The organism is Moritella sp. Urea-trap-13 (genome assembly GCF_002836355.1).
Classification (GTDB): Bacteria; Pseudomonadota; Gammaproteobacteria; order Enterobacterales; family Moritellaceae; genus Moritella.
Genome location: NZ_PJCA01000031.1, coordinates 1,115,264 through 1,138,853, shown reverse-complemented (window position 1 = coordinate 1,138,853; position 23,590 = coordinate 1,115,264). Strand labels below are relative to the sequence as shown.

The window sequence follows — 23,590 nt, the reverse complement described above, 5'->3', positions numbered from 1 at the left end:
TTAGATATCGATAACATGTGTTTCTAGATTTTTGTCATCTTGAGCAATCACTTTTGTAGGAGTAACGACTTCATCACCCATGATGATTAAATCACTGTAGTGACAAGATTGATTACGACCACGTTCTTTTGCTTCATATAACGCAACATCAGAAAGTTTAGTTAACTCATCTTTTTGCATGCCATTAATCGGATAAGTCGAAATACCAATTGATACGCTTAGTTTACCTAAAGACAAATCTTTCATCGCTAAATGTAGACCATTGATAGACTTACATAGCGCATTGGCAATTTGTCTTGCTGCTTCGATGCCCGTCTCTGGTAAAATAATGATGAACTCTTCACCGCCAAGACGGCAAATTGTATCTTCACCGCGCATTGATTCGATCAGCAGAGATCCAATGGTTTTAAGCACGTAATCACCAGCGTCATGACCATAGTTATCATTAAACAACTTGAAGTGATCCAAATCGAGCATTAACAATGAAAGTTCTTGTTTGTAGCGTTTTGCGCGCATTAACTCTTGGTTAATTGTTTCTTCGTAGTAACGACGGTTATATAAACCAGTAAGCGGATCACTAATTGCCTGTTCACGCAGTTTTTCTTGAATGTTCAAGTTAGCAAGGGCTAAGCCTAAATGCTCGGCAACAGTAAACGCCAGTTGTTGAGTCTCGTTACTTAGGTCTTGATCACCTGAGTATAGATGCATCATGCCAATGGTATTACCGTGCGCGACAAGTGGAATGCATAGTGTCTGATTTGCTTCAGGGTGCTCAGTCTGTGCTTCAGCCATGTGCGAGCAAGGCAAGGTGGTATACTTGTCATTGGCAAGGTGGAATTTACCTTTACGTAGTGCCCAGCATTCTTCAGGTGCGTAAGTTTTACTGCCAGGCCAAGCGCCGCCCCAGTCCAATTTAACCAGTAGTTGATTTCGAGACGAGCGGATTAGTGATACCACACCATTCACATTGCCTAAGATGCGCGGAATAATATCTTCCACAATCATTTGCGCTTCATCAATCGAATTACAGGCCGCGAGCATATTCGTCAGGCGACGTAATAATTCAATTTCCAAGGTGCGCTGTTCAATCTTACTTTCTTGTAAGTCTTTTTCATGCTGCACTTGTTGATTCATTAACTTACTACTAAGCAATGTTGATGCCGTCACTAAGCCCAAACTAATCGTCATTAACAATGCCAGAATGGTCATCAATTCGTTGGCCATCGATTCAATACGCGTTAACGGCGTAGCAACACGAAGGATGTAGTTTTCGCCTTTGTAGGAGAATGAATTGGCAGAATAAAGTAAGTCTTTAAAGCGGCTGGTACTAAACCGAGTTGTCGTGCCATGGCCGTTATTTTTCGCATCAACAATTTCTTTACGATTTAGGTGATTCTCAATGTTCATGACTTCAATCAATGAAATATCACTGTCAGCTAAAACCGTACCATCAAATGCAATTAAGGTGATGTGGTTCTGACGGCTTAATTCAATATCTGTTTTGATGTAAATATCAAGTTTTTCAAGATCGTTAAAAGGCAAGTCTGAGGCTTGCAGTTTATGGGTAATTCTGGTGATTTCACTTGCTAAACCCGCTTCTATTTTTTCTTCTATCCAATTTGATAGTGTTAAATTGAAGATAAATAACCCGATGATTGTAGAAATCAACATGCTGACAATTGGGAAGTACATCCATTTTTTACTTATTACATTTCTTTTCATTACATAACCTAGAAGAGCGAGCCGATTTTATCTATTATTCGAACTGGTGACAGCACTTTAAGTGAATGCATTCACTATGTAAATGGCATTTTAAGTGCGATAAAATACTAAAACTAAATTGATAAAAAATCATATACATTAATATAGTGAAAGTATCTTTATATATACTTATATTTTATAAAATGCTAATTATATTAATTAGATAGCTAATGTTAATGCATGTCAGATACCTATTTGTGGATAAATTGTTTTTTTCTATTCATTTGTAGCTTGTAGTGCCTTATTTATAAGGTAGATCGCTAGTGGAACAATTTGAAGGAATATTGAATATGGATAATGATACTTGGTTAGAAGAAACCAAACTGATTGGTAGCAAAGTGACGCTTATCCCGTTGCAACGCAAACATGCGAGTGCATTAATCGATGCGGCAGCAGATGGTAACTTGTGGGATTTATGGTTTACCAGTGTGCCGTCTGCAGACACCATTGATGGCTATATCGAAAAAGCCCTGAATGATCATTCTCTGGGTAAAGCGTTACCTTTTGTAGTTGTGGATAATAGTACCGGTGGCATTATCGGATCAACGCGGTTATGCGAAATACCCCCTGAAAATGACCGTGTTGAAATTGGTTATACCTGGTATGCGAAACGCTATCAAAAGACCGGTGTGAATACAGAATGTAAGTACTTATTATTACAGCATGCATTTGAACAGTTAAATGTAATAGCGATAGAATTACGCACTCATTGGCATAACCATGTTTCGCGTGCTGCCATTGCCCGTTTAGGTGCTAAACAGGATGGGGTACTGCGTAATCACAAAAAAGATAAAGATGGTTTCTATCGAGATACGGTCGTATTTTCAATTATTGATCATGAATGGCCGATGGTGAAGCACAGTTTACGCTATAACATGAATCGTTAAATAGACCTTTGATTGAGAGAAAGAGGCTTGAAAATTGGCTCGCCAAGACGAGTTGATTGACCATATTTGTTTCGTAATACAATAAAGTCGTTAAAAATGGTGAAGAAGTCAGCGCTTCATGATCGCAACACTTGGTCTGATTTATCCTTTATGCTATTTTCTATACACTATTTACTATTAGGAATAACGACAATGCCAAAGGCAAGTGATATTAAAAAGAATACCGCTGTTGAATATAATAACGGCGTATACATCATCCGTGATATCGAACGTTCTGTACCACAAGGCCGTGCTGGTGGCAGTATCTACCGTATGCGTATGTACGACGTAGTAACGGGTGCAAAGATTGATGAAGTTTTCAAAGACGGCGACAATCTTAACCTAGCTGATTTGACTCGTAACCAAGTTATATTTTCTTACGCTGATGGCGAAGAGTATGTATTCATGGATACAGAAGACTACACACCTTACAGCTTAGACAAAGCAGCAATTGCAGATGAATTATTATTTATCACAGAAGACACACAAGGTCTTCAAGTGTTAATCGTTGATGGCAAGCCGGTATCAATCGAACTACCTTCTGCTGTTGAAATGGTTATTGCTGAAACTGACCCTTCAATTAAAGGTGCTTCTGCAAGCGCACGTACTAAGCCTGCAATTATGTCTACTGGTTTATCTATCCAAGTACCAGAATACATCGCAAGTGGCGAAAAAATTAAAATCAATACGACTGACCATAAATTCATGAGTCGTGCAGATAAGTAATAGCCTATTTTAAATAGACTAGGTATTAAAAAAGGCCCGTTATCTTAAGCAGATAACGGGCCTTTTTAGTTTAATCTATTTTTTAAATATGCTTCTGTTTTTGCTCAAATAAGGCCTCAAGCGATGTCTGATCGTTTGGTATTTCTTTTTCTTCTGACTCTTTTTGAAGTTCAATTAACGATACTTCAAAATTTGCTTTATTTAATAAAATGGTCATCTTATTAAATTTTTCGATGAGATATTCATCTTTAACCTCAATCGATTCTAGTAATGCTAGATTATCAGTTAACATTTTTTCAGTAATGCTGTATTTCTCTTGCTGAAAGAATAATTCTGCTTTAATGAGACAGTTACTAAGACGTAATTTAAAACGTAGTTGTTCCAGCTTTTTTTCTTCAGCTAGACAATCCTCTAAGGTGATATTTTTCTGTGTTAACTCATCACGTAATATATTCTTAAGGCGAGAGATACTACGGGCCAAATCGATGGCAATACGTTCGTCTGACGGTTCTACAAAAACACCTGTTGACTGTGTTATTTTCGCTGTCGATATATGACTGCGATGCTGGCTTATATTGATTTTCACGTTTTCATGCTTAGGGTCAACGGCTAAAATAGCATGCAGAGATGAAACGACGCGTTCATGTAATAAAATAATAAGGCGAGCATTGAACGACAGCGATGTAGCATATTTTAACACCGCATCGGTGTCAGTGATACGCTTGTAGTGTTTCGATAAAATTTGACGTTTTTTGGTTGATATCATTTTTTTTGTTTGTTTGATAATTGCAAAAATAATCAGCGAAAATAAAAAAAGTAGAATACCGATTTCCATGAACATTAAATTCAAACTTTTATCCCTTATTAAATTAAACATTAACTCATCATGCATGGCATTCTTAATGATGCCTAAGTTGTGCATAATACACGGATTATTTAGTGTATTCACTCTTATTGGTGCTTATGTTTAAAATAAACGTAAATATGAGTAAAACCACTTGCTTTAAATCAACCGTGGAATTTAGCTTAAGTAATAGAGTTAATTTACCTCATCTCATTTGTTCTAACTAAGCACTCAGCTCAAGTTCGCTTGATATCACAGACCAATAACAAACACGATTTCGGCTATTTTTCTTGGCGACATACAAGGCTTTATCTGCGCATGATATCGTTCCTTCATGCTGACTGTTTTGTGTTCCCAAACGTGACTTAGGCGCTAAATCCCCTTGGAATTGAGCAACACCAAATGAGCAGGTTATCGTAAGCGTATCGTCATTCGGGGCAATGAAAATGCACTGTTCTATTTTTTTACGTAAGCGTTCAGCTAAAATTCCCGATGCATACTCATCTGTATTTGGTAATAGTAAGATAAATTCTTCGCCACCATAACGGGCGCAGGTATCTATATCTCGTACACCGTCAGCAAGAATACTGGCCACTTTTTTAATTACTTCATCACCAAATTCATGACCATAAGTATCATTGGTTTGCTTAAAGGTATCAATGTCGATCATGACAATACTGAACTTGCCACCATATCGCTGTGAACGCTCTGTTTCATGCTTGTAGCATTTGGCAAATTTACGGCGGTTATATATGCCGCTCAGCGGGTCGGTATTGACAGCCGCTTTTAATTGACTGGCTAACAACCTATGCTCTTTGATTTCGTGACGCAATTTTTTATGCAAGCGAAAATAAAGGCCAATGATACAGGCTGCAATGATAAAAAACAGCAGTAAAAAACGTAATCGCCACTGGAATTGTAGGATGCTTTTATCTTCTGTTGACGCTAGAAAACCATCCATAGAGGCAAGGTCATAGCTTTGCTCGCTGAACTCAATCGTTGATTCTGCCATTGCGTTAATACGTGTTGGGTTAATATGACCTAATTCGACAAGATCGTTACGCATTAATGTGACCATCATTTTCGCTTCATAACGCAGCGCGTTAGCAGATTTTGTGGTGGGGTATTTAGCTAAGATGACAGGGATAACGTCATCTGGGTTTGCCAGTGCATATTCCCAACCTCGTAATGAGGCGCGTTTAAAGCGCTCGACCAAACGATAGTTTTTAGACATGAATTGTTCACTGGTAAATAGAAAGTCACTGTAAAAATTAATACCGTATGCTTGCGGATCCATGACTTTATAATCAATGCCCATTTTATTGAGCGTGTAAGGCTGGTTGGTTAAGTAGCTCGTTATCACATCTACCTCACCTGTAATGAGTGAATCTAGCTCAAAGTCAGACTTTTTTATCACCGAGGGGGGGTTACCTCGAGAGCCGCCCTGCATTTCTAACATGGTTAATAAATATGGTTCTAGTTGACCACTGTTTGTTGCAATTATTTTATTTTTTAGGTCTGAGAGTGAATTAATAGCGCTGCTTTTTAAGCTAAGTAAGATCTCGGGAGAATATTGGAATAGCGCTGATAGCGCGACAACCGGTTTGCCTTGCAAGCGTGCAAGAATAAGTTCGCTGTTGCTAATTGAAAAGTCGGCTCGGCCGCTAACAACTTCGTCAATATTATCTTTATTTGCAGAGCCAGCACGCAAATTGACTTTGATACCTTCATCTCGGTAATAACCCTTCTCAATTGCGGCGTAATAACCAGCGAATTGAAATTGGTGATCCCATCTTAGATCCAAATTAATGGTATCGAGTGCGTTGACCTGGCAAGAAACAAGCATTGTAATTAATAGTACTAGCTTGCGAAATAAGGATAAATTCATTTTAACTGACAATATTCCATTAAAGTAATTCGTATGAAATCATGGATTAAGCTAACATTTTATGGTTGGATCTTCAATGAGAAGAAATAGGCATTGGTGTATGTGTTATATGCAATTTCTTTCATTACAAATACTTAACAACCTTAACGATATTGAGGTTTTTCAAGTGTATAAAATACCTTATGGAAAGTTTGTTTTTCATAATTTAAACTGTAAGTCAGTTACTCTGTGCTGTTGTTTTTTAGCCTTAATCTAAGGCTCTCTCTACACTCGTGTGTTCTCAAGGATGGCGCGAACGAATCGTTATAATGAAACGATATTAACCTTTGCAGTGTCAATATTTATCGAAGGATTACACTAAGTTACATAATACATGTAGATAACAATGTTAATCAGTTGTTTTTCATTTGAACCTAACTGGTTAAAAAATAGCAATAACCTTGTAAAATGTGAGTGAACTCGCTTTATTGAATATTCTTGTCATTTTAGTCCTGATAATTCCCACGAATAATAACAATATCATTATAACCGTGTGAGAATAGCCCTATTGGAGTACTTACAAATGCATATTCATTAGGAGAATGGAACTCACATGAACAAAAATGAAAGTTTACCGCTACCCACAAATACAATGGAGTGGCTGACAAATAAAAACAGCATTATTATTATCTTGGATGTCATTTTATTTGCCCTATTATATAACTTCTTACCCTTTGAGAAAGACGTGGTATTAGGGCTTAGTATCTTAAGTTTTATTGCTATTTTGTGGTTGACTGAAGCGTTACACGTCAGCATTACCGCTATTTTAGTGCCTGTTCTTGCTGTGGTATTTGGCATTTTTAATACCCAAACGGCACTTAACAACTTTTCCAATCCAATTATCTTTTTGTTCCTGGGGGGGTTTGCGCTAGCGGCCGCGTTACATCGACAAGAGCTCGACAAAGCTATTGCCGATAAAGTATTGGTGCTGGCAAAAGGCCGAATGGATGTTGCTGTTTTCATGCTATTTGGTGTAACCGCGGGTCTGTCTATGTGGATCAGTAATACGGCGACAACCGCAATGATGTTACCGTTAGTGCTGGGCGTACTGAATAAAGTGAATACCAAGACCGGTCATAATACTTATGTATTTGTGTTACTGGGTATCGCTTATTGCGCCAGTATCGGTGGTATTGCTACTATTGTGGGCAGTCCGCCGAATGCGATTGCCGCGGCTCAGCTTAATTTAAGTTTTACCGAATGGATGTCTTATGGCGTGCCAATTACCTTAATTTTATTACCTGTGACAGTCGGTGTGCTGTACATGTTACTGAAACCGAACCTTAATGAAGTATTTGAATTGGACCACCAACCAATCGCATGGGATAAAGGTAAAATTGTCACGCTTGCTATCTTCTCATTAACGGTTTTTTTATGGATATTCAGTAAACCAATTAATGCCATGCTAGGTGGCTTTTCTAAGTTTGATACCTTAGTTGCGCTTATGGCTATTGTGTTAGTGGGTGTCGCGCGTGTGGTTCATTGGAAAGATATTGAGAAAACCACGGATTGGGGTGTATTGCTATTATTTGGTGGTGGTATTTGTTTAAGCAATATTTTAAAAGCGACAGGGACGAGCGTCTTCTTAGCGGAAAGCTTGAGTGATGTATTGTCACAAGCGGGGATGATGATAATTATCTTAACCCTTGTTGCGTTTGTGGTGATGTTAACTGAATTTGCCAGTAACACGGCCAGTGCGGCACTGTTAATTCCGGTATTTGCTGGTGTTGCTGAAGTACTCGGTATGTCACCGATTGTGTTGTCGGCGTTAATTGCGATTGCAGCGTCTTGTGCCTTCATGCTACCTGTTGCCACGCCGCCTAATGCGATTGTATTTAGTACCGGGCATATTAAGCAGTCAGAGATGATGCGTGTAGGTATTTACCTTAACTTGATTTGTATCTTTATCTTATCAATCGTGGCATGGGTATTCTGGTCATAATACGTGAATTAATGCACTGCCGAGTTAATAACACTCAGTTAATAACATAGAGTGAATCATATCTAGGCCTCTGTTACGGAGGCCTTACTTTTTTAGCATTTATTTTTGCAAATATAATGAAGGTGCTGATTGGTATAACGGGTGTTTTGCGATCGTTTTTAATATGTTGCGCTTCTAATATACATCTTTAGTTAATATCATATGGCACTGACAGACACTTACATTACTAGCTATAGAAATACCAATTGAATAAGTATATGATCATGACCCAAAAATATTCCGCATAAAATGTGTGGTTAACGGGTATATTGTGAAATTTAGAGTTACTATTTATTTAGTTGTCATCATTAGTACTATCATTTATTATCAGATAAATCGATCTGAAATCAAACAGTTAGACAGCTTTGATCAATCATTTCAGATTGCAGAAAGACGCTTGGGTGAGTTGTTTTATCAACTACAAGCCATTCAATATGGTATGTCACAACTGAGTGTATCAGATGCTGAACTAATAGATGATAACCAGCTTAATTTCACCTATGCAGATGATGATATTTGCCAGATCGCGAAGAACCCAACCCCTGAACAGATGTATACCTTTGAAACTAACTTCTTAGTTGTCAGTGATAAGGCTGGCTGCGAGGCTGGTACTGTTCTTCACCACAAGATCAAAGAAACCATCAAAATTGCGCCTATGATGACCTTTCTTGCCGGACGTTCAAGTGATGTCATTAGCTTGTATTTTATTTCGATGGATAAATTTGTCATTACGTCACCGAAATATAATGGCTTAGTGCTAAAACGTTCCGGATTTGAACGCGAGCTATTTACGCGACCATATATGCAAAAAATCTTGAATGTGACTGTCGACGACCTCGGTAATCGGATATTTATCACCGGTCCCTATGCAGATGTGAACCTAAATAAACAGGTGTTAACTTTCTCTATCGCAATTTTTATGGATAACAGCTTCTATGGTGTGCTTAATATGGATATCTTATGGGAAGTGCTGGTTGCTGGCATTAACTCGGATTTCGATATTATTAATGATGCCAATCCGAGTGCCGATCTTGGCGTACTTAGTGAACCGCTAAGCTATGATGGTTTCACCACTAATTTACGTTTGGTTATGCCTGATTCCGTTAGTGATAAATTAAGGTATTTAATTAAAAACAGCCTTATTGATATTACATTTTACTTTGTGGCCATTGTACTTGCGGGTTGGTTCTTGTATACCTTGAAATTACGCATTACGTCGAAGAAGTTTGCGACTGAATCATGCCATGATCCTTTGACTGGACTGCTAAACCGTCGTGGTTTTAGGGCTGAACTGAAAAACATTCAACGTCATCAGTTTTATTCTTTTATGATTATCGATTTAGATAACTTTAAGCATGTTAATGATACTTACGGCCACCCTGTTGGTGATGATGTATTGATCCGCGTGACGACCGCTATTAAGCAGCAAATCCGTGAACAAGACATTTTGTTACGTCTTGGTGGTGAAGAATTCGGTTTGTTGATTGCTTATAACAAAGATAACAAACAAATTGATATCTTTGAACGTATCTGTGAAACGGTGGCGAACTTGCCGCATTATAGTGACGACATTGAGTTTTATGTCACTATGTCTGGTGGGGCCGTGACTACGTCTTCTATTGATCAAATTAAATCAATAAAAAGCGTAATTAAACAGGCTGATGAACTCTTGTACACAGCTAAGATAGCGGGTAAGAATCGTGTGCTCTATGCTGATTTTAGTAGTAATGAACCGCTGGATGTTTAGTTAATCGCGACTTACTAGCTCGGCCTATAACCTTAGCGTTAGTACTTCGGTATACGTCTTAATCTTCTCACTATGCGGACGCAACGTGGTACAAAACGTTGGCAGTCTGCCCGCTATCTTGTCCTACATATTTAAAAGTAACCCAGTTACTATTACCTATTATTACCTATTACCTAATATACCAAAGCAAAGTTCGTAGTTTGGCATCTCCGTGTCCCAACGTTTGCTACTAACAAAATTGTTACTCATTAATTTTTAATGGCTATTTCAAACGTCTATAACTAGGTGTTAACTTTGTTTTTAGTACGACTGAGTGCGGAGTAAGGTTGCTTAAATAGTGCTTTGAGATTTCATTTTTAATTGAATGTGTTTCGTTTCGAGATAAGTATTGAAAGTGGGGGCCTATAAAACATTAACATGTCAGTAACCTTATGAAATAGGGGGTTAAACAAGATTATTAGTGTTTATGAAATATATTTTAATTTAATTAAAATACTCTTTACTTCCGGTTAATTTAAGATTAAAGTCTCGCCGAAATATGTAGTAACCAGTAACTGGTGCACATATAGCGGTTTAACCTATATTTTAACAATTTAACTCGAGGATAAAAGGTGGGGACATTCGCCTGCACAAACCCAAAAAACAGTACTTTTGTACCAGTTGTCGGTTTGTCATTTTTTGCTATTGCATCTGGCTTTTTAATGAGCCTAATTCCGTTATCTTTGCAATCATTTGGACTAAGTCTTACATTAACACCTTGGTTGGCAAGTATCTTTTATCTGGGACTATTAATTGGCTCGTTACAGATAGAACGTGTAGTGGCAAGAATAGGCCATCGCCTTGCGTTTATTTTATTTTTAAGTGTATTGTTATTATCAGTCTTTTTGATGATCGCAATGCCAAGCGCTGCAATGTGGCTGGCTTCTCGTTTTATTGCCGGTATTGCGGTTGCTGGGGTATTCGTTGTTGTTGAGTCTTGGTTATTAATGGCCGATACCGCAAAACAACGCGCAAAACGTTTGGGTTTATACATGACGTCTTTATATGGCGGTAATGCATTAGGCCAATTAGGACTCGTACCAATCGGTGTCGAGGGGATATTTCCTTATAGCGTCGTTATCGGTGTGTTGTTGATTGCCATTTTACCGCCGTTATTAATTAAGGTCGGACAACCTGATTGTACTGGACACCAAAAGATCAGATTCGCAGAGCTAAAGACATTAAGCCGTCCTGCAATTTTAGGTTGTTTAGTATCTGGTATGTTAATGGCACCTATTTATGGGCTAATGCCTTTGTATATCAAAGCGCAAACGGGCAGCTCTGAGCAAACTGGCATGTTAATGGCGATCATTATTTTGGGCGGCATGTTAGTGCAACCAGTAGTGAGCTACTTATCACCAAAAATGAGTAAGACATTGTTAATGTCATTATTTAGCTTGGTTGGTGTGCTGGGGATTATCGGCATATTAACGACCCATGACTCGGTATTGTTGAGTTCAAGCTATATGTTATTGGGGGCGAGTGTATTCTCGCTGTATCCAGTTGCTATCTCGTTAGCGTGTGACAGTTTAAGCGTCAGTAAAATTGTTGCAGCGACAGAGATCATGTTACTGAGTTATAGCGCGGGTTCTGTTGCTGGGCCAGTCGTGGCACAGGGTTTCAAGCACTATAATAATGGGCTGATTATGTACCTCGGTGTTTGCATGTTAACTATGTGTATTTATATGCTCATTAAAAGTGCGACATCAAAACCAAGCGATCATTCTGCAATCCCGCAATAGGATCTCAGATAGTTAGTTGTAGTGCGCTGATCGTGCTGCTATTAATACGGTTAAGCCTGTAGGTGGCTTAACCGTATTTTGTTCGTTTAAATCATTACACCTTACATATGTTCGCTTTGTTACATTTAATCAACATATCATCAATCCTTATATTTTCATGTTTACTAATCAGCTTTATGAGTCATGTAACGGCAATTAACTACCACTAAAGTGTTAAATTGTGTTGCGAACTATCGTTTAATGCTAATTAATATATACGTTGATCTTGGTCAAATCCGTTTGATATAGCGTATTTTGTCGATAAATATGATTCAACCTGTCTCGTTTTAATACTTTTCTGTGCTCGAACGCTCATTTTTATTCTTTATTTGTTTTAATTATGTATTAAAAGTGTAAATTAAAATTCACACGAACATTGTGTACACCCTACATAAATAAAACAAAGGAATGAATCATGGCTAACAATAAACAGCATACTCTGATGGGCGAATGCCTTGCTGAGTTTATTGGTACTGGACTGTTAATCTTTTTTGGTGTCGGCTGCGTAGCCGCACTGGTATTAACTGGCGCTAGTTTCGGTCAATGGGAAATCAGTATTATCTGGGGTATGGGTGTAGCAATTGCTATTTACTGTACCGCTGGTGTTTCTGGTGCTCACATTAACCCTGCCGTGACGATTGCGCTTGCAGCGTTTCACGGATTTGATAAAAGCAAAGTATTACCTTATATATTCTCGCAACTCGCAGGTGCTTTCTGTTCAGCTGCATTAGTATACGGCTTATATAGCAACTTATTTACTGACTACGAAATTGCTAACGGTTTCCTACGTAATAGTGAAGCGGCATTATCGACAGCGGGTATCTTCTCTACTTACCCACACCCATCATTAACATTCATTGGCGCATTCGCGGTTGAGTTTGTGATCACTGCGGTATTAATGTTCGCTATCTTAGCATTAGGCGACGAAGGCAACGGCGAACCACGTGGCGCAATGAACCCTGTACTTATCGGTGTGCTAATTGCGGTTATCGGTGGCTCTTTAGGACCACTAACTGGTTTCGCTATGAACCCTGCACGTGACTTTGGTCCGAAACTATTCGCTTACTTCGCGGGTTGGGATTATGCATTAACAGGTGCTAAAGATATTCCTTACTTCATTGTACCTATCTTAGGTCCAATTGTAGGTGCATGTTTCGGTGGTTGGTTATATCCAAAAGTGATTGGTCAATACCTACCATCAGCAGGTCATGGTTGCACTATTCCAAACCAGTGTGATGAAGTATCTGTTGAAGCTAAAACTGCGAAAGTATAATTTAGCGGTATTAAATAAATGAGTAAGACAGCATAAATTTTGAATAGCATCTAAGCGACTTTGATTATTGTATTGTTAAAATAAAAAGTAAATAAACAAGTAAATCAATAGTTAACATCAAAGTATCGCTTGGGTATATAATTAAACATAAGTACTCTACCAAATGAAATTAAAAGGACTTCATAATGACTGAGAAAAAATACATTATTGCTTTAGACCAAGGAACTACCAGTTCTCGTGCCGTTATTCTTGACCACGATGCAAATATTGTCAGCGTTTCTCAACGTGAATTTACGCAAATCTATCCGCAGGCCGGTTGGGTTGAGCATGATCCACTTGAAATCTATGCAACTCAGAGTTCAGTATTAGTTGAAACGTTAGCGAAAACAGGTATCACCAGTGCTGAAATCGCCGGTATCGGTATTACTAACCAACGTGAAACGACGATTGTTTGGAACAAAGAAACAGGCAAGCCGGTTTATAACGCAATCGTATGGCAGTGTCGTCGTACTGCTGATATCTGTGACAAATTAAAAGCACAAGATGCAGGCTTCGAAGAATACGTGCGTGAAAACACGGGTCTTGTTGTTGACCCGTACTTCTCAGGTACAAAAATTAAATGGATCCTTGATAACGTAGAGGGTGCTCGTGAAGACGCTGAAGCCGGTAAACTATTATTCGGTACCGTTGATACTTGGTTAGTTTGGAAAATGACACAAGGACGCGTTCATGTAACAGACCACACTAACGCATCACGTACAATGTTGTTTAACATCAATACACTACAGTGGGATGAGAAACTACTTAAGATCCTTGATATTCCACTATCAATGATGGCTGAAGTGAAATCGTCTTCAGAAGTTTACGGTCAAATGAACTTAGGTGGTAAAGGCGGTACACGTACCCCAATCGCTGGTATCGCTGGTGATCAACAAGCTGCACTTTATGGTCAAATGTGTGTAGAACAAGGTCAAGCGAAAAACACTTACGGTACTGGTTGTTTCTTATTAATGAACACTGGTAAAGAAAAAGTAACGTCTCAGAACGGTCTACTTACTACCTTGGCATGTGGTCCACGCGGTGAAGTAGCTTACGCATTAGAAGGTGCGGTATTCATGGGTGGTGCTTCTATCCAATGGCTACGTGATGAAATGAAGTTACTCTCTGATGCGAAAGATTCTGAATATTTTGCAACCAAAGTAGATTCATCAAACGGTGTTTATGTTGTTCCTGCGTTCACAGGTTTAGGCGCACCGTACTGGGATGCATATGCTCGTGGTACGATTGTTGGTCTAACGCGTGGTGTAGGTGCAAATCACATTATCCGTGCAACATTAGAAAGTATTGCCTATCAAACACGTGACGTACTTGATGCGATGCAAGCGGATTCAGGCATTAAATTGGCAGAGCTGCGTGTAGATGGCGGTGCAGTAGCGAATAACTTCCTAATGCAATTCCAATCTGACGTGCTAAATACAACTGTATTACGCCCAGCTGTAACAGAAGTAACAGCACTTGGTGCGGCATACCTTGCTGGTCTGGCTGTGGGTTTCTGGGATGGCCTAGATGAATTGTCTGATAAAGCAGTTATCGAAAAATCATTCGAACCACATGATGATGATGTTAAACGTCAACGTCGTTACCGTGGTTGGAAACGTGCTGTTAAAGCGGCGCAATCATGGTCTGAAGGCCATGATGAAGAAGACGATTTACTATAATCGTGTTTAAATTTGATTGCCAACAGGCCATCATCTTAGTCTAAATAGAAAGAGTGCCATTATATAAATAGAAAGTATTTATAATAGTGGCGCTCTTTTTTTTGGTTTTTTTAGGTGTTTTACCGTTACTTGGTCTATTTTTGTCATCACGTTGACATATTTTTAATGCTTAATAGCCATTCGAGCATTTATTGAAGGTTAAATTTAAAATAAAATGTTCGAAATGTAAAAATAAATGCTCGATTGCGAAAGTAAATGATGATTTTAATACCAAAGTGTTCTATATTAGTTGCAGATGTTCGAAAGCGGTCGTTCGCTCAGACAAGAATGTATTAAAGTGAGTTAAGTATGAATAATGGAAACCAGAAAGTAATGACCAAAAACATGCCTGTTAATAAAGAGCTTAATGAAGTGCTCGATTTGATCGTTGTAGGCGGCGGTATTAATGGCGCAGGTATTGCTGCAGACGCAGCTGGCCGTGGCCTAACTGTTGGCTTATATGAAGCTGCCGATTTTGCTTCTGCTACATCATCAGCAAGTTCTAAACTTGTACATGGTGGTTTACGTTACCTTGAACATTACGAGTTTCGTCTAGTGTCTGAATCACTAGCAGAGCGTGAAGTATTACTTAAGAAAGCGCCACACATTGTTAAACCAATGCGTTTCCGTTTACCACATCGTCCTTTCTTACGTCCTGCGTTATTAATTCGTGCTGGTTTGTTCTTGTATGACAACCTGGGTAAACGTACAACGTTACCAGGTAGTAACCAAGTGAACTTAGCGAAATCAGGTTTACTTAAAAAAGAAATTACTAAAGGTTTTGAATATTCAGATTGCTGGGTTGATGATGCACGTTTAGTTATTCTAAATGCGATGGCAGCACAACGTAACGGCGCTGAAGTTGAAAACTATTGCCGTGTAGAAAAAGCCGTGCGTAAAGATGGTTTATGGCAAGTAACAATTGTAAACGATCAAACAAATGTGCGTTTCGAGCGTACTGCGCGTGCATTAGTTAATGCTGCCGGTCCTTGGGTTAAGCAATTCTTCGATGACAGCATGGAAGAAGAATCACCACGTAATATTCGTTTGGTAAAAGGTTCACACATTGTGGTGCCACGTATCCACGATGAAGAGCAAGCTTACATTCTACAGAACAAAGATAACCGTATTGTCTTCGTTATTCCTTACATGGAAGACTTCTCAATCATTGGTACGACTGACGTTGAATACGTTGGCGACCCACGCAAAGTGGCGATCTCTGATGACGAGGTTGAATACCTGATTGATGTTGTAAACGAACATTTTGTGAAGCAGCTTGCGCCAAGTGATGTTGTTTGGACTTACAGTGGCGTACGTCCACTGTGTGATGACGAATCTTCATCACCACAAGCAATCACGCGTGATTACACACTGGAACTTGAGCAAGAAGGCACACAAGCGCCATTGCTATCTATCTTCGGTGGCAAGCTAACAACTTACCGTAAACTGGCTGAGTCAGCAATGACACTGATTTCACCGTACTTTGATAAGTTAGGTAAGTCATGGACAGCAGATACGCCATTACCAGGTGGTGACTTTAGTTACCCTCGAACGCAGTTAGTTGCTAACATTTGTTCACAGCACTTATGGCTAGCCCCTGAAACGGCGAAGCGTTATGTGAACCAGTTTGGTACAGATACTTGGAAACTATTCGCTGATTGTCATTCTGAAGCTGATTTCGGTATTCACTTTGGTCAGGGTGTTTACAGCCGTGAAATTGATTACTTGATTGCAACAGAATTTGCGAAGAAAGCGGAAGATGTATTATGGCGTCGTACTAAGCTTGGTTTGTACTTAAATAAAGAACAACAAGCGGCCGTTGCTGACTACATTAATGCACAAGTAGTAAAGCTTAACCCGGTAAAGTTAGATAAAGTTGGTTAATTGCGTAACTCACTACGCTAATTAAACAACTGACACTAAAGCGCCACTAATCACTGATTAGTGGCGCTTTTTTATTGCCGTCATTTAGTTATTTTAGCTTATGGTTTTAAGCTTATTACGTTCAGTGTAAAATCACATACCGGAATAGTTAGGGCCGCTGCCGCCTTCTGGTGGGGTCCATACTATGTTTTGTGATGGATCTTTGATGTCACACGCTTTACAGTGGATGCAGTTTTGCGCATTTATTTGGAATTTTACTGCTTTATCAACCGTGACAATTTCATACACAGCTGCAGGACAGTAGCGTTGTGCTGGTTCTGCAAATCGGGGTAGGTTGGTACACATAGGCACACTGGGATCCGTCAGTTTAAGGTGACAAGGCTGATCGGCGTCATGTTGGATATTGGCTAGAAACACCGAACTTAAACGATCAAAGGTTAAGATGTTATCAGGTTTCGGATAAATGATGGCTGACGATTTGGTGACTTTTTGTAACTGGCAATGATCTGGTTTTGAATCGTGTAGGGTAAACGGTAAGCTTTTATGCAGTATGTTTTGTTCAAACCAGGTCACGCCCAACATGGCGTTGCATCTGTGGGTGATGGGGGCAAAATTTCGGGATTGATATAACTCTTGATACACCCAGGATGCTTCATATAATAAGGTGAAATGTTCGAGGCTGTTATTGGTTTCAGTCGTTTTTTCAGAGTTCTCATTGGCTTTATAGCGTGTTAATGCCATCGCGGCAAACACAGCTTCCGCACCAACCATGCCTGTTTTCATGGCGGTATGAGTACCTTTCAATTTAGCCACATTTAATGTACCTGCATCACAACCGAGTAGTAAGCCGCCGGGGAATACCATCTTAGGTAAACAGTTATAACCGCCTTTGGTGACAGTTCTTGCGCCGTAAGCAAGGCGTTTCCCACCTTTTAAATAGCGGCTAAATGCGGGGTGTAATTTAAGACGTTGGAACTCTTCGAAAGGGCTGAGGTAAGGGTTTTGATAGTTTAAATCAGTGATAAGACCGACATAAGCCTGATCTTTGCCAACGTGATAGAGAAAAGCACCACCAGTGGCCCCGTGCTCCGCTAATGGCCAGCCGATACTGTGAATGACTAATCCCGGTTGATGAATGTCGGGATCTATTTGCCACAACTCTTTAATGCCCAGTCCGTAATGTTGTGGATCTGCGTCTTTATCTAATTGGTATTTTTCGATTAATTGCTTGCCTAAATGCCCACGTGAGCCTTCGGTAACTAAAGTATATTTGCCAATGAGTTCCATCCCTAGCATGAAATTGTCTTTTTCGTTGTTGTTTTTATCGCGCCCCATGTCTCCCGTGATCACCCCTTTGACGCTGCCATCATCAGCAAACATTAATTCATTGGCGGCAAAACCGGTGAATATTTCGACGCCCAACGCTTCTGCTTTTTTGGCTAACCAAATACACAGGTCGCCTAGGCTTATGATATAGTTATGTTTATTGTCTAAACTTGATGGCACTAACATGCTAGGCACGCGGCGGGCGGTGGTGGCATTTTTTAGTAGCCAAGTTTCATCTCGCTTTACATGACAGGTGACGGGGGAGTCTAAGTCTTGCCAATCGGGAAATAGTTCATCTAACGCGCGAGGTTCAAAGATGGTACCGGCAAGGGTGTGGCCACCAATATCAGCGGCTTTTTCAAGGACACAAACGCTGAGTTCAGTATCAGAGTCCAGTGCAAGTTGGCGTAAGCGACAAGCTGCAGATAATCCGGCAGGTCCAGCACCGACAATGACAACATCAAATTCCATTGATTCTCGCTTCACACTTGGCATCCTTATACATATGTCTATTCTAAGTATTGTGTATGTTTGAATAAGCGCCAATGATATTGCTATTAGTAATTAACTCGCTGAATTTTAGCGACAAGTTAACATTTTTAGCTAAAGGGTAAACTACCCATAAAGATAGTGCAGTACAATAACGTCATCTATATTCAATACACCAAGTTTAATTTGAGGTTTTATTATGCTTAAAAAAGTGCCCTTAGCAATGCTATTGACGATGGTATCTTTCAATTCGTTTTCAGCTGAGTGCGGTTTAGTGACAATCGCCGATATGAACTTGGGTAGTGCCACCTTAGTCGCTAATATTGACGCGTTTATTTTAGAACATGGTTATGACTGCGATGTTGATATTGTGCCGGGTAATGCAACGATAACAGCGACATCTATGATTGAAAAAAACACCCCTGATATTGCGCCTGAATTTTGGACTAACCAGATCCGAGCGACATTGGCGAAAGGTGGTGAAGAAGGGCGTATTGTTGTTGCCGGTGATTTACTTTCTGACGGTGCGATTTCTGGCTTTTGGGTACCTAAGTATATGGTTAAAAAAGATCCGTCTTTAGCGACGCTAGCGGGCATTAAAGCCAATGCTAAGTTATTTAAGCATCCTGAAGATCCAAGTCGTTCTGCGTTCATGGCTTGTCCTGCCGGCTGGACTTGTCAGATCTCAACCACTAATTTATTCAACGCAATGGACCTTGCTGATTACGGCTTTGATTTAGTTGATCCGGGTTCAGGCGCAGGATTAGCGGGTTCTATGGTCAAAGCATACGAGAATAAAGAAGCGTGGTTTGGTTATTATTGGTCGCCAACGGCTATTATGGACAAATACGATATGGTGCGTGTTGATTTTGGTACTGGTTTTGATCGTGATGAATTTGAAAACTGTACTATTATCGAAGACTGTGAAAACCCGCAAGTAACGGATTATCCTGCAGCGCCTGTGCAGAGTATTGTTACTACAGATTTTTCTAAGCGAGCGCCTGCGGTGATGCAATACTTGTCTAAACGTTCATTTACCAATGCTCAAATGAATCAGCAGTTGGCATGGATACAAGAAGAGCAAGCTGATGGTGATTACGCCGCCGAAAACTTCTTATTGAAGAATAAAGCGATGTGGAGTCAGTGGGTACCAAAGGACGTGGCTAAAAAAGTGGCGACTGCGTTAGCTGATTTATAATCAAAACGTCTTACTGATGTATGAGTTAAAGGAAGCTGAAACGCTTCCTTTTTAACAGCTTTTTATATGCTAAAAAATAAACCCCAATAAATTAAATGATTTATTGGGGTTTTATTTATAGTTTGAAACTATATTTGGAATAATCATTCTCCTCGACAATATCGTCCTCAATTGCATGTAGCCATGCCTGTGAATAATATTCTTCGTCGGAGGGGGTGTGATCAACCGTGTCTAAATTGATTTGGTAAGAGGCTATTAGCATATTGGTGTCATTTTTAATGATTGAAATTTTCATAACGCACCCTTGATTCACTGATTAAAGTTATTCGCTGTATCATTAATTATAGCTACAATCTAAAAACAAAAATATTATTTAAACTCCCGTCTTTACCGCTAACGTCTATCATAACTATGCTCTTCCATATTGTGATGACATCAAAATTAATTTAAGAAAAAGTTAAGTCATATAATTTGATCAACTAAAAATTCAACTCTACATCCACAGACGCAAGATCAGTAATCGTGCAGTGTTCTACACTTAGATTATAGTCAATTTCAGGAAGGTGTAGCTGTATAGCCTCGCCCATATAACCATAACTGCTACACCTATTTTCAATACCATCTAATCTATTAATGTGAGTAAACTATGACAAGTCATCAGCTGTTGAATTCACGTATAATTGAGCGCCAAGTTAGCAACGAAATTTTAACGCAAATAGATCAGACTAAGAAAAAAAAACTAGCTTTGGTTGTGCAAGGTGGTGGGCAGAAAGGCATATTTACCGCAGGCGTATTTGATTATTTTCTTGAGGCCGGTTTTGACCCTTTTGAACTGTATATTGGCACTTCTGCTGGTGCACTTAATCTCTCGTCTTTTATCAGTCGTCAATCTAAATTTGGCTACAACTTTATTGTCAATTACACCACCGATGATGAATTCTTCAATCTCTATAAATACCTGAGAAAACAAAAACCGCTGAATTTAGATTGGGCGTTGGATGCTGTATCAGCAAAGGGCCTGACACCACTGGATATCATTACGGCGCGGAAAAATTTACAGTATCGTCAGGCCTTTGCGTGCGCAACCCGAAAAGATACCATGCAAGATATTTATCTGCCGCTGTATCAGGACAACTGGAAAGAGGTTCTTAGGGCAAGCTGTGCAGTTCCTCTTTTATACAACAAAAAAATAAATTTTAACGATCTGGAATGGGTTGATGGTGGAGTTAGTGCTGCGATACCTGTACAGGAAGCGTGGAAACGCGGCGCCGAAGTCATTGTGGTAGTGCGAACTGAACCTGTTGAAAGTGTAGATAATGGCGGGCGTGTATTGTATGACTGGCGAGAAAAAATTGAATCGAGGTTACCACAATATATTGAGAAACTAAGCCTAGAGCAATCGTTGGATAAATTTAAAACGCTCCACGAAGATCTTACTCAGCGTTTTGATTTATGGAAAGTAAATTGGAGTGATAAAGCTGCATTTAATCAAAGTAAGGATGAAAAAAACACCATTATTTTATCTGGAATTAGCGAGCTGGTGAAAAATGATAACGGTAGTTGGAGATTGTTTAACGCCGATAATTTAGAACGTTTTCTTTCTCTTTCCAGCAAAGGTAAAAGTAGTGAAGTGATCGAAATGCTAGCTCGTTATTATCAATCTTATCGTGAGTTAAATGATTTTTTGGTTAACCCACCTGAAGGATTGACGGTTATTCAAATAGCACCAAAGAAAGTTTTACGCAGCAGAGCTTTGTTGAGTGATAAGGATGACTTAGAAATTGATTACCGAGAAGGCAAAGAGGTCGCTCGTCACTTTGTAAAAAACTTTGCTGATATTCTGAATGAAAAAACAACCTTAAGGTAATGCTGAATAATGGAACCCTTGTTATCAATACAAAAAGCCAATGCTGGATTGTCCAGCTGCACCTGTGCAGAGTATTGTGACTACTGATTTATTTAAACGAGAGCCTGCTGTGATGCAGTTCGTTAGCTGAATCGATATGAATAAAGGAAGCTGAGATGCTTCCTTTTTAACGACTGTGTTGTACATAACTAAGATATGATTTATCCCGTTAAGAAAATGTTTCTTTCAAGGCAGATAACAAGCCTTGATAAATAGGATCACAAAAGTCAGCAACTTCTTGGTTATTGGCTGACTCGAAACTTGAATCCCATTTAACTAATGTACCCTCACTTGTTTCGACCAGTTTCACCACTCCAATATAGTTATCGACAGCATCTTTGGCCACAGGACCTGGACCGTCATCAATGCTGTATGAAAAAGTGTGCTGCTCGGCATTTACTGCCGTTAAGGTTTCATGAAAAGCGTCGTTTAATACCCGCCTTGCGCCAATTTCGTTACCTTGTTGTGTACCAACGATGCGCAAAGAGGTGATCACACCTGCGGCCCATGATAAATCATGGAAGTTACAGATTGTTTCCCAGACTTTATCGATAGGTGCGTCGATATTTATGGTGTTATGGCAATGTCCCATTCACTTTTCCTTATATGTTGGGCGTACATATTTGAGTTTAGTTATTTCTTTGGGGATCACAAGGTTGGAGTTGTTCACAAATTGATGAGTAGATGCGCTAAGCCAAAACTGGACAGGAATGGCTTAGTGCTTATGCTTCAAAGAGGACGTTTCGCATTACTGAAAGTATAGCGAAATTGAGATTAACGCCTAATTAAGCGAAACATAGCCAACTGTTTTGTTCCGTTTAAATTTCTTGTTCGCCCTTTTGCCAAATACGGTACGTATAATCTAAGTTTGAACTAAAACTTTGCTCAAACACTTTCCGATACCTACTTGGAATTTTAGGGAAAAACACATCACCGTCTATTTCTTTGTGAACAGTGGAAATATGAAGCGTATCAGCACTATTAACAAGCGCCTTATAAATTTCCCCACCACCTGATACAAACGCATGATCAGTTACATTTTTTAAAGTTGATAACGCGTTATCTATAGAAGAAAAGTAAAATACATCTTTATCATCGGACTCTCTTGGAGACCGAGTAATTACAGCATATTTTCGATTTGGTAACTTTCCCATAGACTCGAAAGTCTTCCTACCAACAATCAACCATTGATTATATGTCATCGCCTTAAACAATAACTGCTCACCTTTTACTGACCAAGGAATATCTAAGCCTGAACCAATAATACCATTTTCAGAAACAGCTGCGATTAATGATAATTTCATGCGACTCCATTGAGAGCTAACGCCGCATTAAGCGGACTAAAACTGTTGGTTATAATGTGTAGAAAATCGAGAACTAACTAACTGTTTTGGTTCCATTTAAGAGCCTTGTTAGCAGTTGCAATAAGCTGATTTATAAAACCTATCTGTTATGTTCTGTAAATTAACACCTTTGAGAATAAATTGAAATTTCTGATCAAGCTCTTTTTCACTTCACTACATTAATAATACATCAATAAATGTATGGAAAGTAGATATGAGTATATTGCGAGAGAGCCAAAGCTGTAACTCACTTTGGGGCCGGTTCGAGTTAGCTAGGCTAGATCACATATTTCTAAGACGTTAAATCCTTAACTAACTCTATTTTCACCTGCTATTTTTTGAATTTAACCGCAGTACCAAAGACCATAATTTCAGATGAACCATCCATTATTGCGCTTGTGGTAAAACGGACACCGACGATTGCATCAGCGCCTTTTTCTTGTGCATTCTCAATGAGGCGTTGAATTGCGATATCCCTAGCATCGGTTAACATCTCTGTGTAGCCGCGTATTTCACCACCGACAATACTTTTTAAGCCTGCCATTATGTCGCGTCCAATATGTTTTGCTTGAACGACGTTACCAGTGACGACACCTACAATCTCCTCTATTTCTTTTCCTGGGATTGACTCTGTGGTTGAATAGATCATGAAATTTCCTTAAAAATATAAAAGTGTATTATA

Annotated in this window: 17 protein-coding genes; 10 read left to right on the top strand and 7 right to left on the bottom strand. The window is 39.3% G+C overall.

The window, feature by feature from the left end; translation table 11 throughout:
• Nucleotides 1-1,722 carry a sensor domain-containing diguanylate cyclase gene (locus CXF93_RS13100; protein WP_232784200.1) on the bottom strand — a complete coding sequence of 574 codons (1,722 nt, stop codon included), beginning with the start codon at nucleotides 1,720-1,722 and terminating at the stop codon, nucleotides 1-3.
• A 329-nt stretch (nucleotides 1,723-2,051) separates the two neighbouring features.
• Here CXF93_RS13100 and CXF93_RS13095 point away from each other — a divergent pair, with 329 nt between their 5' ends.
• On the top strand, nucleotides 2,052-2,648 hold the full coding sequence (locus tag CXF93_RS13095; RefSeq protein ID WP_101062934.1) for a GNAT family N-acetyltransferase: 597 nt from the start codon (nucleotides 2,052-2,054) through the stop codon (nucleotides 2,646-2,648).
• Nucleotides 2,649-2,840: 192 nt separating this feature from the next.
• Nucleotides 2,841-3,413, top strand: a complete 573-nt coding sequence (gene yeiP / locus CXF93_RS13090) for an elongation factor P-like protein YeiP (protein ID WP_101062933.1) — start codon at nucleotides 2,841-2,843, stop codon at nucleotides 3,411-3,413.
• A gap of 82 nt (nucleotides 3,414-3,495) precedes the next feature.
• On the opposite strand, the gene CXF93_RS13085 is transcribed toward yeiP, so the two are convergent.
• Both CXF93_RS13085 and CXF93_RS13080 read right to left on the bottom strand, forming a co-directional pair.
• Entirely contained in the window at nucleotides 3,496-4,254 is a 759-nt protein-coding gene (locus CXF93_RS13085) for a hypothetical protein (protein WP_101063354.1), read from the bottom strand.
• A gap of 226 nt (nucleotides 4,255-4,480) precedes the next feature.
• The gene (locus tag CXF93_RS13080) at nucleotides 4,481-6,145 is read right to left on the bottom strand and encodes a GGDEF domain-containing protein (protein ID WP_101062932.1); all 1,665 of its coding nucleotides are present in this window, start codon (nucleotides 6,143-6,145) and stop codon (nucleotides 4,481-4,483) included.
• A 592-nt stretch (nucleotides 6,146-6,737) separates the two neighbouring features.
• Here CXF93_RS13080 and CXF93_RS13075 point away from each other — a divergent pair.
• The 6 genes from CXF93_RS13075 to glpD all read left to right on the top strand — a co-directional run bounded on the left by CXF93_RS13075 (nucleotide 6,738) and on the right by glpD (nucleotide 16,646).
• On the top strand, nucleotides 6,738-8,126 hold the full coding sequence (locus CXF93_RS13075; protein WP_101062931.1) for a DASS family sodium-coupled anion symporter: 1,389 nt from the start codon (nucleotides 6,738-6,740) through the stop codon (nucleotides 8,124-8,126).
• A gap of 310 nt (nucleotides 8,127-8,436) precedes the next feature.
• The gene (locus CXF93_RS13070; RefSeq protein WP_101062930.1) at nucleotides 8,437-9,912 is read left to right on the top strand and encodes a diguanylate cyclase domain-containing protein; all 1,476 of its coding nucleotides are present in this window, start codon (nucleotides 8,437-8,439) and stop codon (nucleotides 9,910-9,912) included.
• Nucleotides 9,913-10,523: 611 nt separating this feature from the next.
• Complete coding sequence (locus tag CXF93_RS13065) at nucleotides 10,524-11,693, top strand: MFS transporter (protein WP_101062929.1); 1,170 nt, start codon at nucleotides 10,524-10,526, stop codon at nucleotides 11,691-11,693.
• A gap of 454 nt (nucleotides 11,694-12,147) precedes the next feature.
• Nucleotides 12,148-13,005, top strand: coding sequence for an MIP/aquaporin family protein (locus CXF93_RS13060; protein WP_101062928.1), 858 nt, complete (start codon nucleotides 12,148-12,150; stop codon nucleotides 13,003-13,005).
• Between the two features lie 185 nt (nucleotides 13,006-13,190).
• The gene (glpK, locus tag CXF93_RS13055) at nucleotides 13,191-14,723 is read left to right on the top strand and encodes a glycerol kinase GlpK (RefSeq protein WP_101062927.1); all 1,533 of its coding nucleotides are present in this window, start codon (nucleotides 13,191-13,193) and stop codon (nucleotides 14,721-14,723) included.
• A 348-nt stretch (nucleotides 14,724-15,071) separates the two neighbouring features.
• Nucleotides 15,072-16,646: a glycerol-3-phosphate dehydrogenase gene (gene glpD / locus CXF93_RS13050; RefSeq protein WP_232784199.1), complete on the top strand. Its 1,575-nt coding sequence runs from the start codon at nucleotides 15,072-15,074 to the stop codon at nucleotides 16,644-16,646.
• 132 nt (nucleotides 16,647-16,778) lie between these two features.
• Here the strand turns inward: glpD and CXF93_RS13045 are convergent, their stop codons facing one another.
• A complete protein-coding gene (locus CXF93_RS13045; protein ID WP_198551656.1) occupies nucleotides 16,779-18,458 on the bottom strand; it encodes an electron transfer flavoprotein-ubiquinone oxidoreductase in 1,680 nt (559 codons plus the stop codon).
• A 202-nt stretch (nucleotides 18,459-18,660) separates the two neighbouring features.
• Between CXF93_RS13045 and CXF93_RS13040 the strand changes: the two genes are divergently transcribed.
• Both CXF93_RS13040 and CXF93_RS13030 read left to right on the top strand, forming a co-directional pair.
• On the top strand, nucleotides 18,661-19,659 hold the full coding sequence (locus CXF93_RS13040) for an ABC transporter substrate-binding protein (protein WP_101062925.1): 999 nt from the start codon (nucleotides 18,661-18,663) through the stop codon (nucleotides 19,657-19,659).
• A gap of 646 nt (nucleotides 19,660-20,305) precedes the next feature.
• On the top strand, nucleotides 20,306-21,526 hold the full coding sequence (locus CXF93_RS13030; RefSeq protein ID WP_101062923.1) for a patatin family protein: 1,221 nt from the start codon (nucleotides 20,306-20,308) through the stop codon (nucleotides 21,524-21,526).
• 208 nt (nucleotides 21,527-21,734) lie between these two features.
• Here the strand turns inward: CXF93_RS13030 and CXF93_RS13025 are convergent, their stop codons facing one another.
• From CXF93_RS13025 to CXF93_RS13010, 3 genes are all read right to left on the bottom strand, one after another.
• Nucleotides 21,735-22,157: an SRPBCC family protein gene (locus CXF93_RS13025; protein ID WP_101062922.1), complete on the bottom strand. Its 423-nt coding sequence runs from the start codon at nucleotides 22,155-22,157 to the stop codon at nucleotides 21,735-21,737.
• 226 nt (nucleotides 22,158-22,383) lie between these two features.
• The gene (dfrA, locus tag CXF93_RS13015; protein ID WP_101062920.1) at nucleotides 22,384-22,869 is read right to left on the bottom strand and encodes a trimethoprim-resistant dihydrofolate reductase DfrA; all 486 of its coding nucleotides are present in this window, start codon (nucleotides 22,867-22,869) and stop codon (nucleotides 22,384-22,386) included.
• 370 nt (nucleotides 22,870-23,239) lie between these two features.
• Complete coding sequence (locus tag CXF93_RS13010; protein ID WP_101062919.1) at nucleotides 23,240-23,557, bottom strand: heavy metal-binding domain-containing protein; 318 nt, start codon at nucleotides 23,555-23,557, stop codon at nucleotides 23,240-23,242.
• Nucleotides 23,558-23,590: the final 33 nt, after the last annotated feature.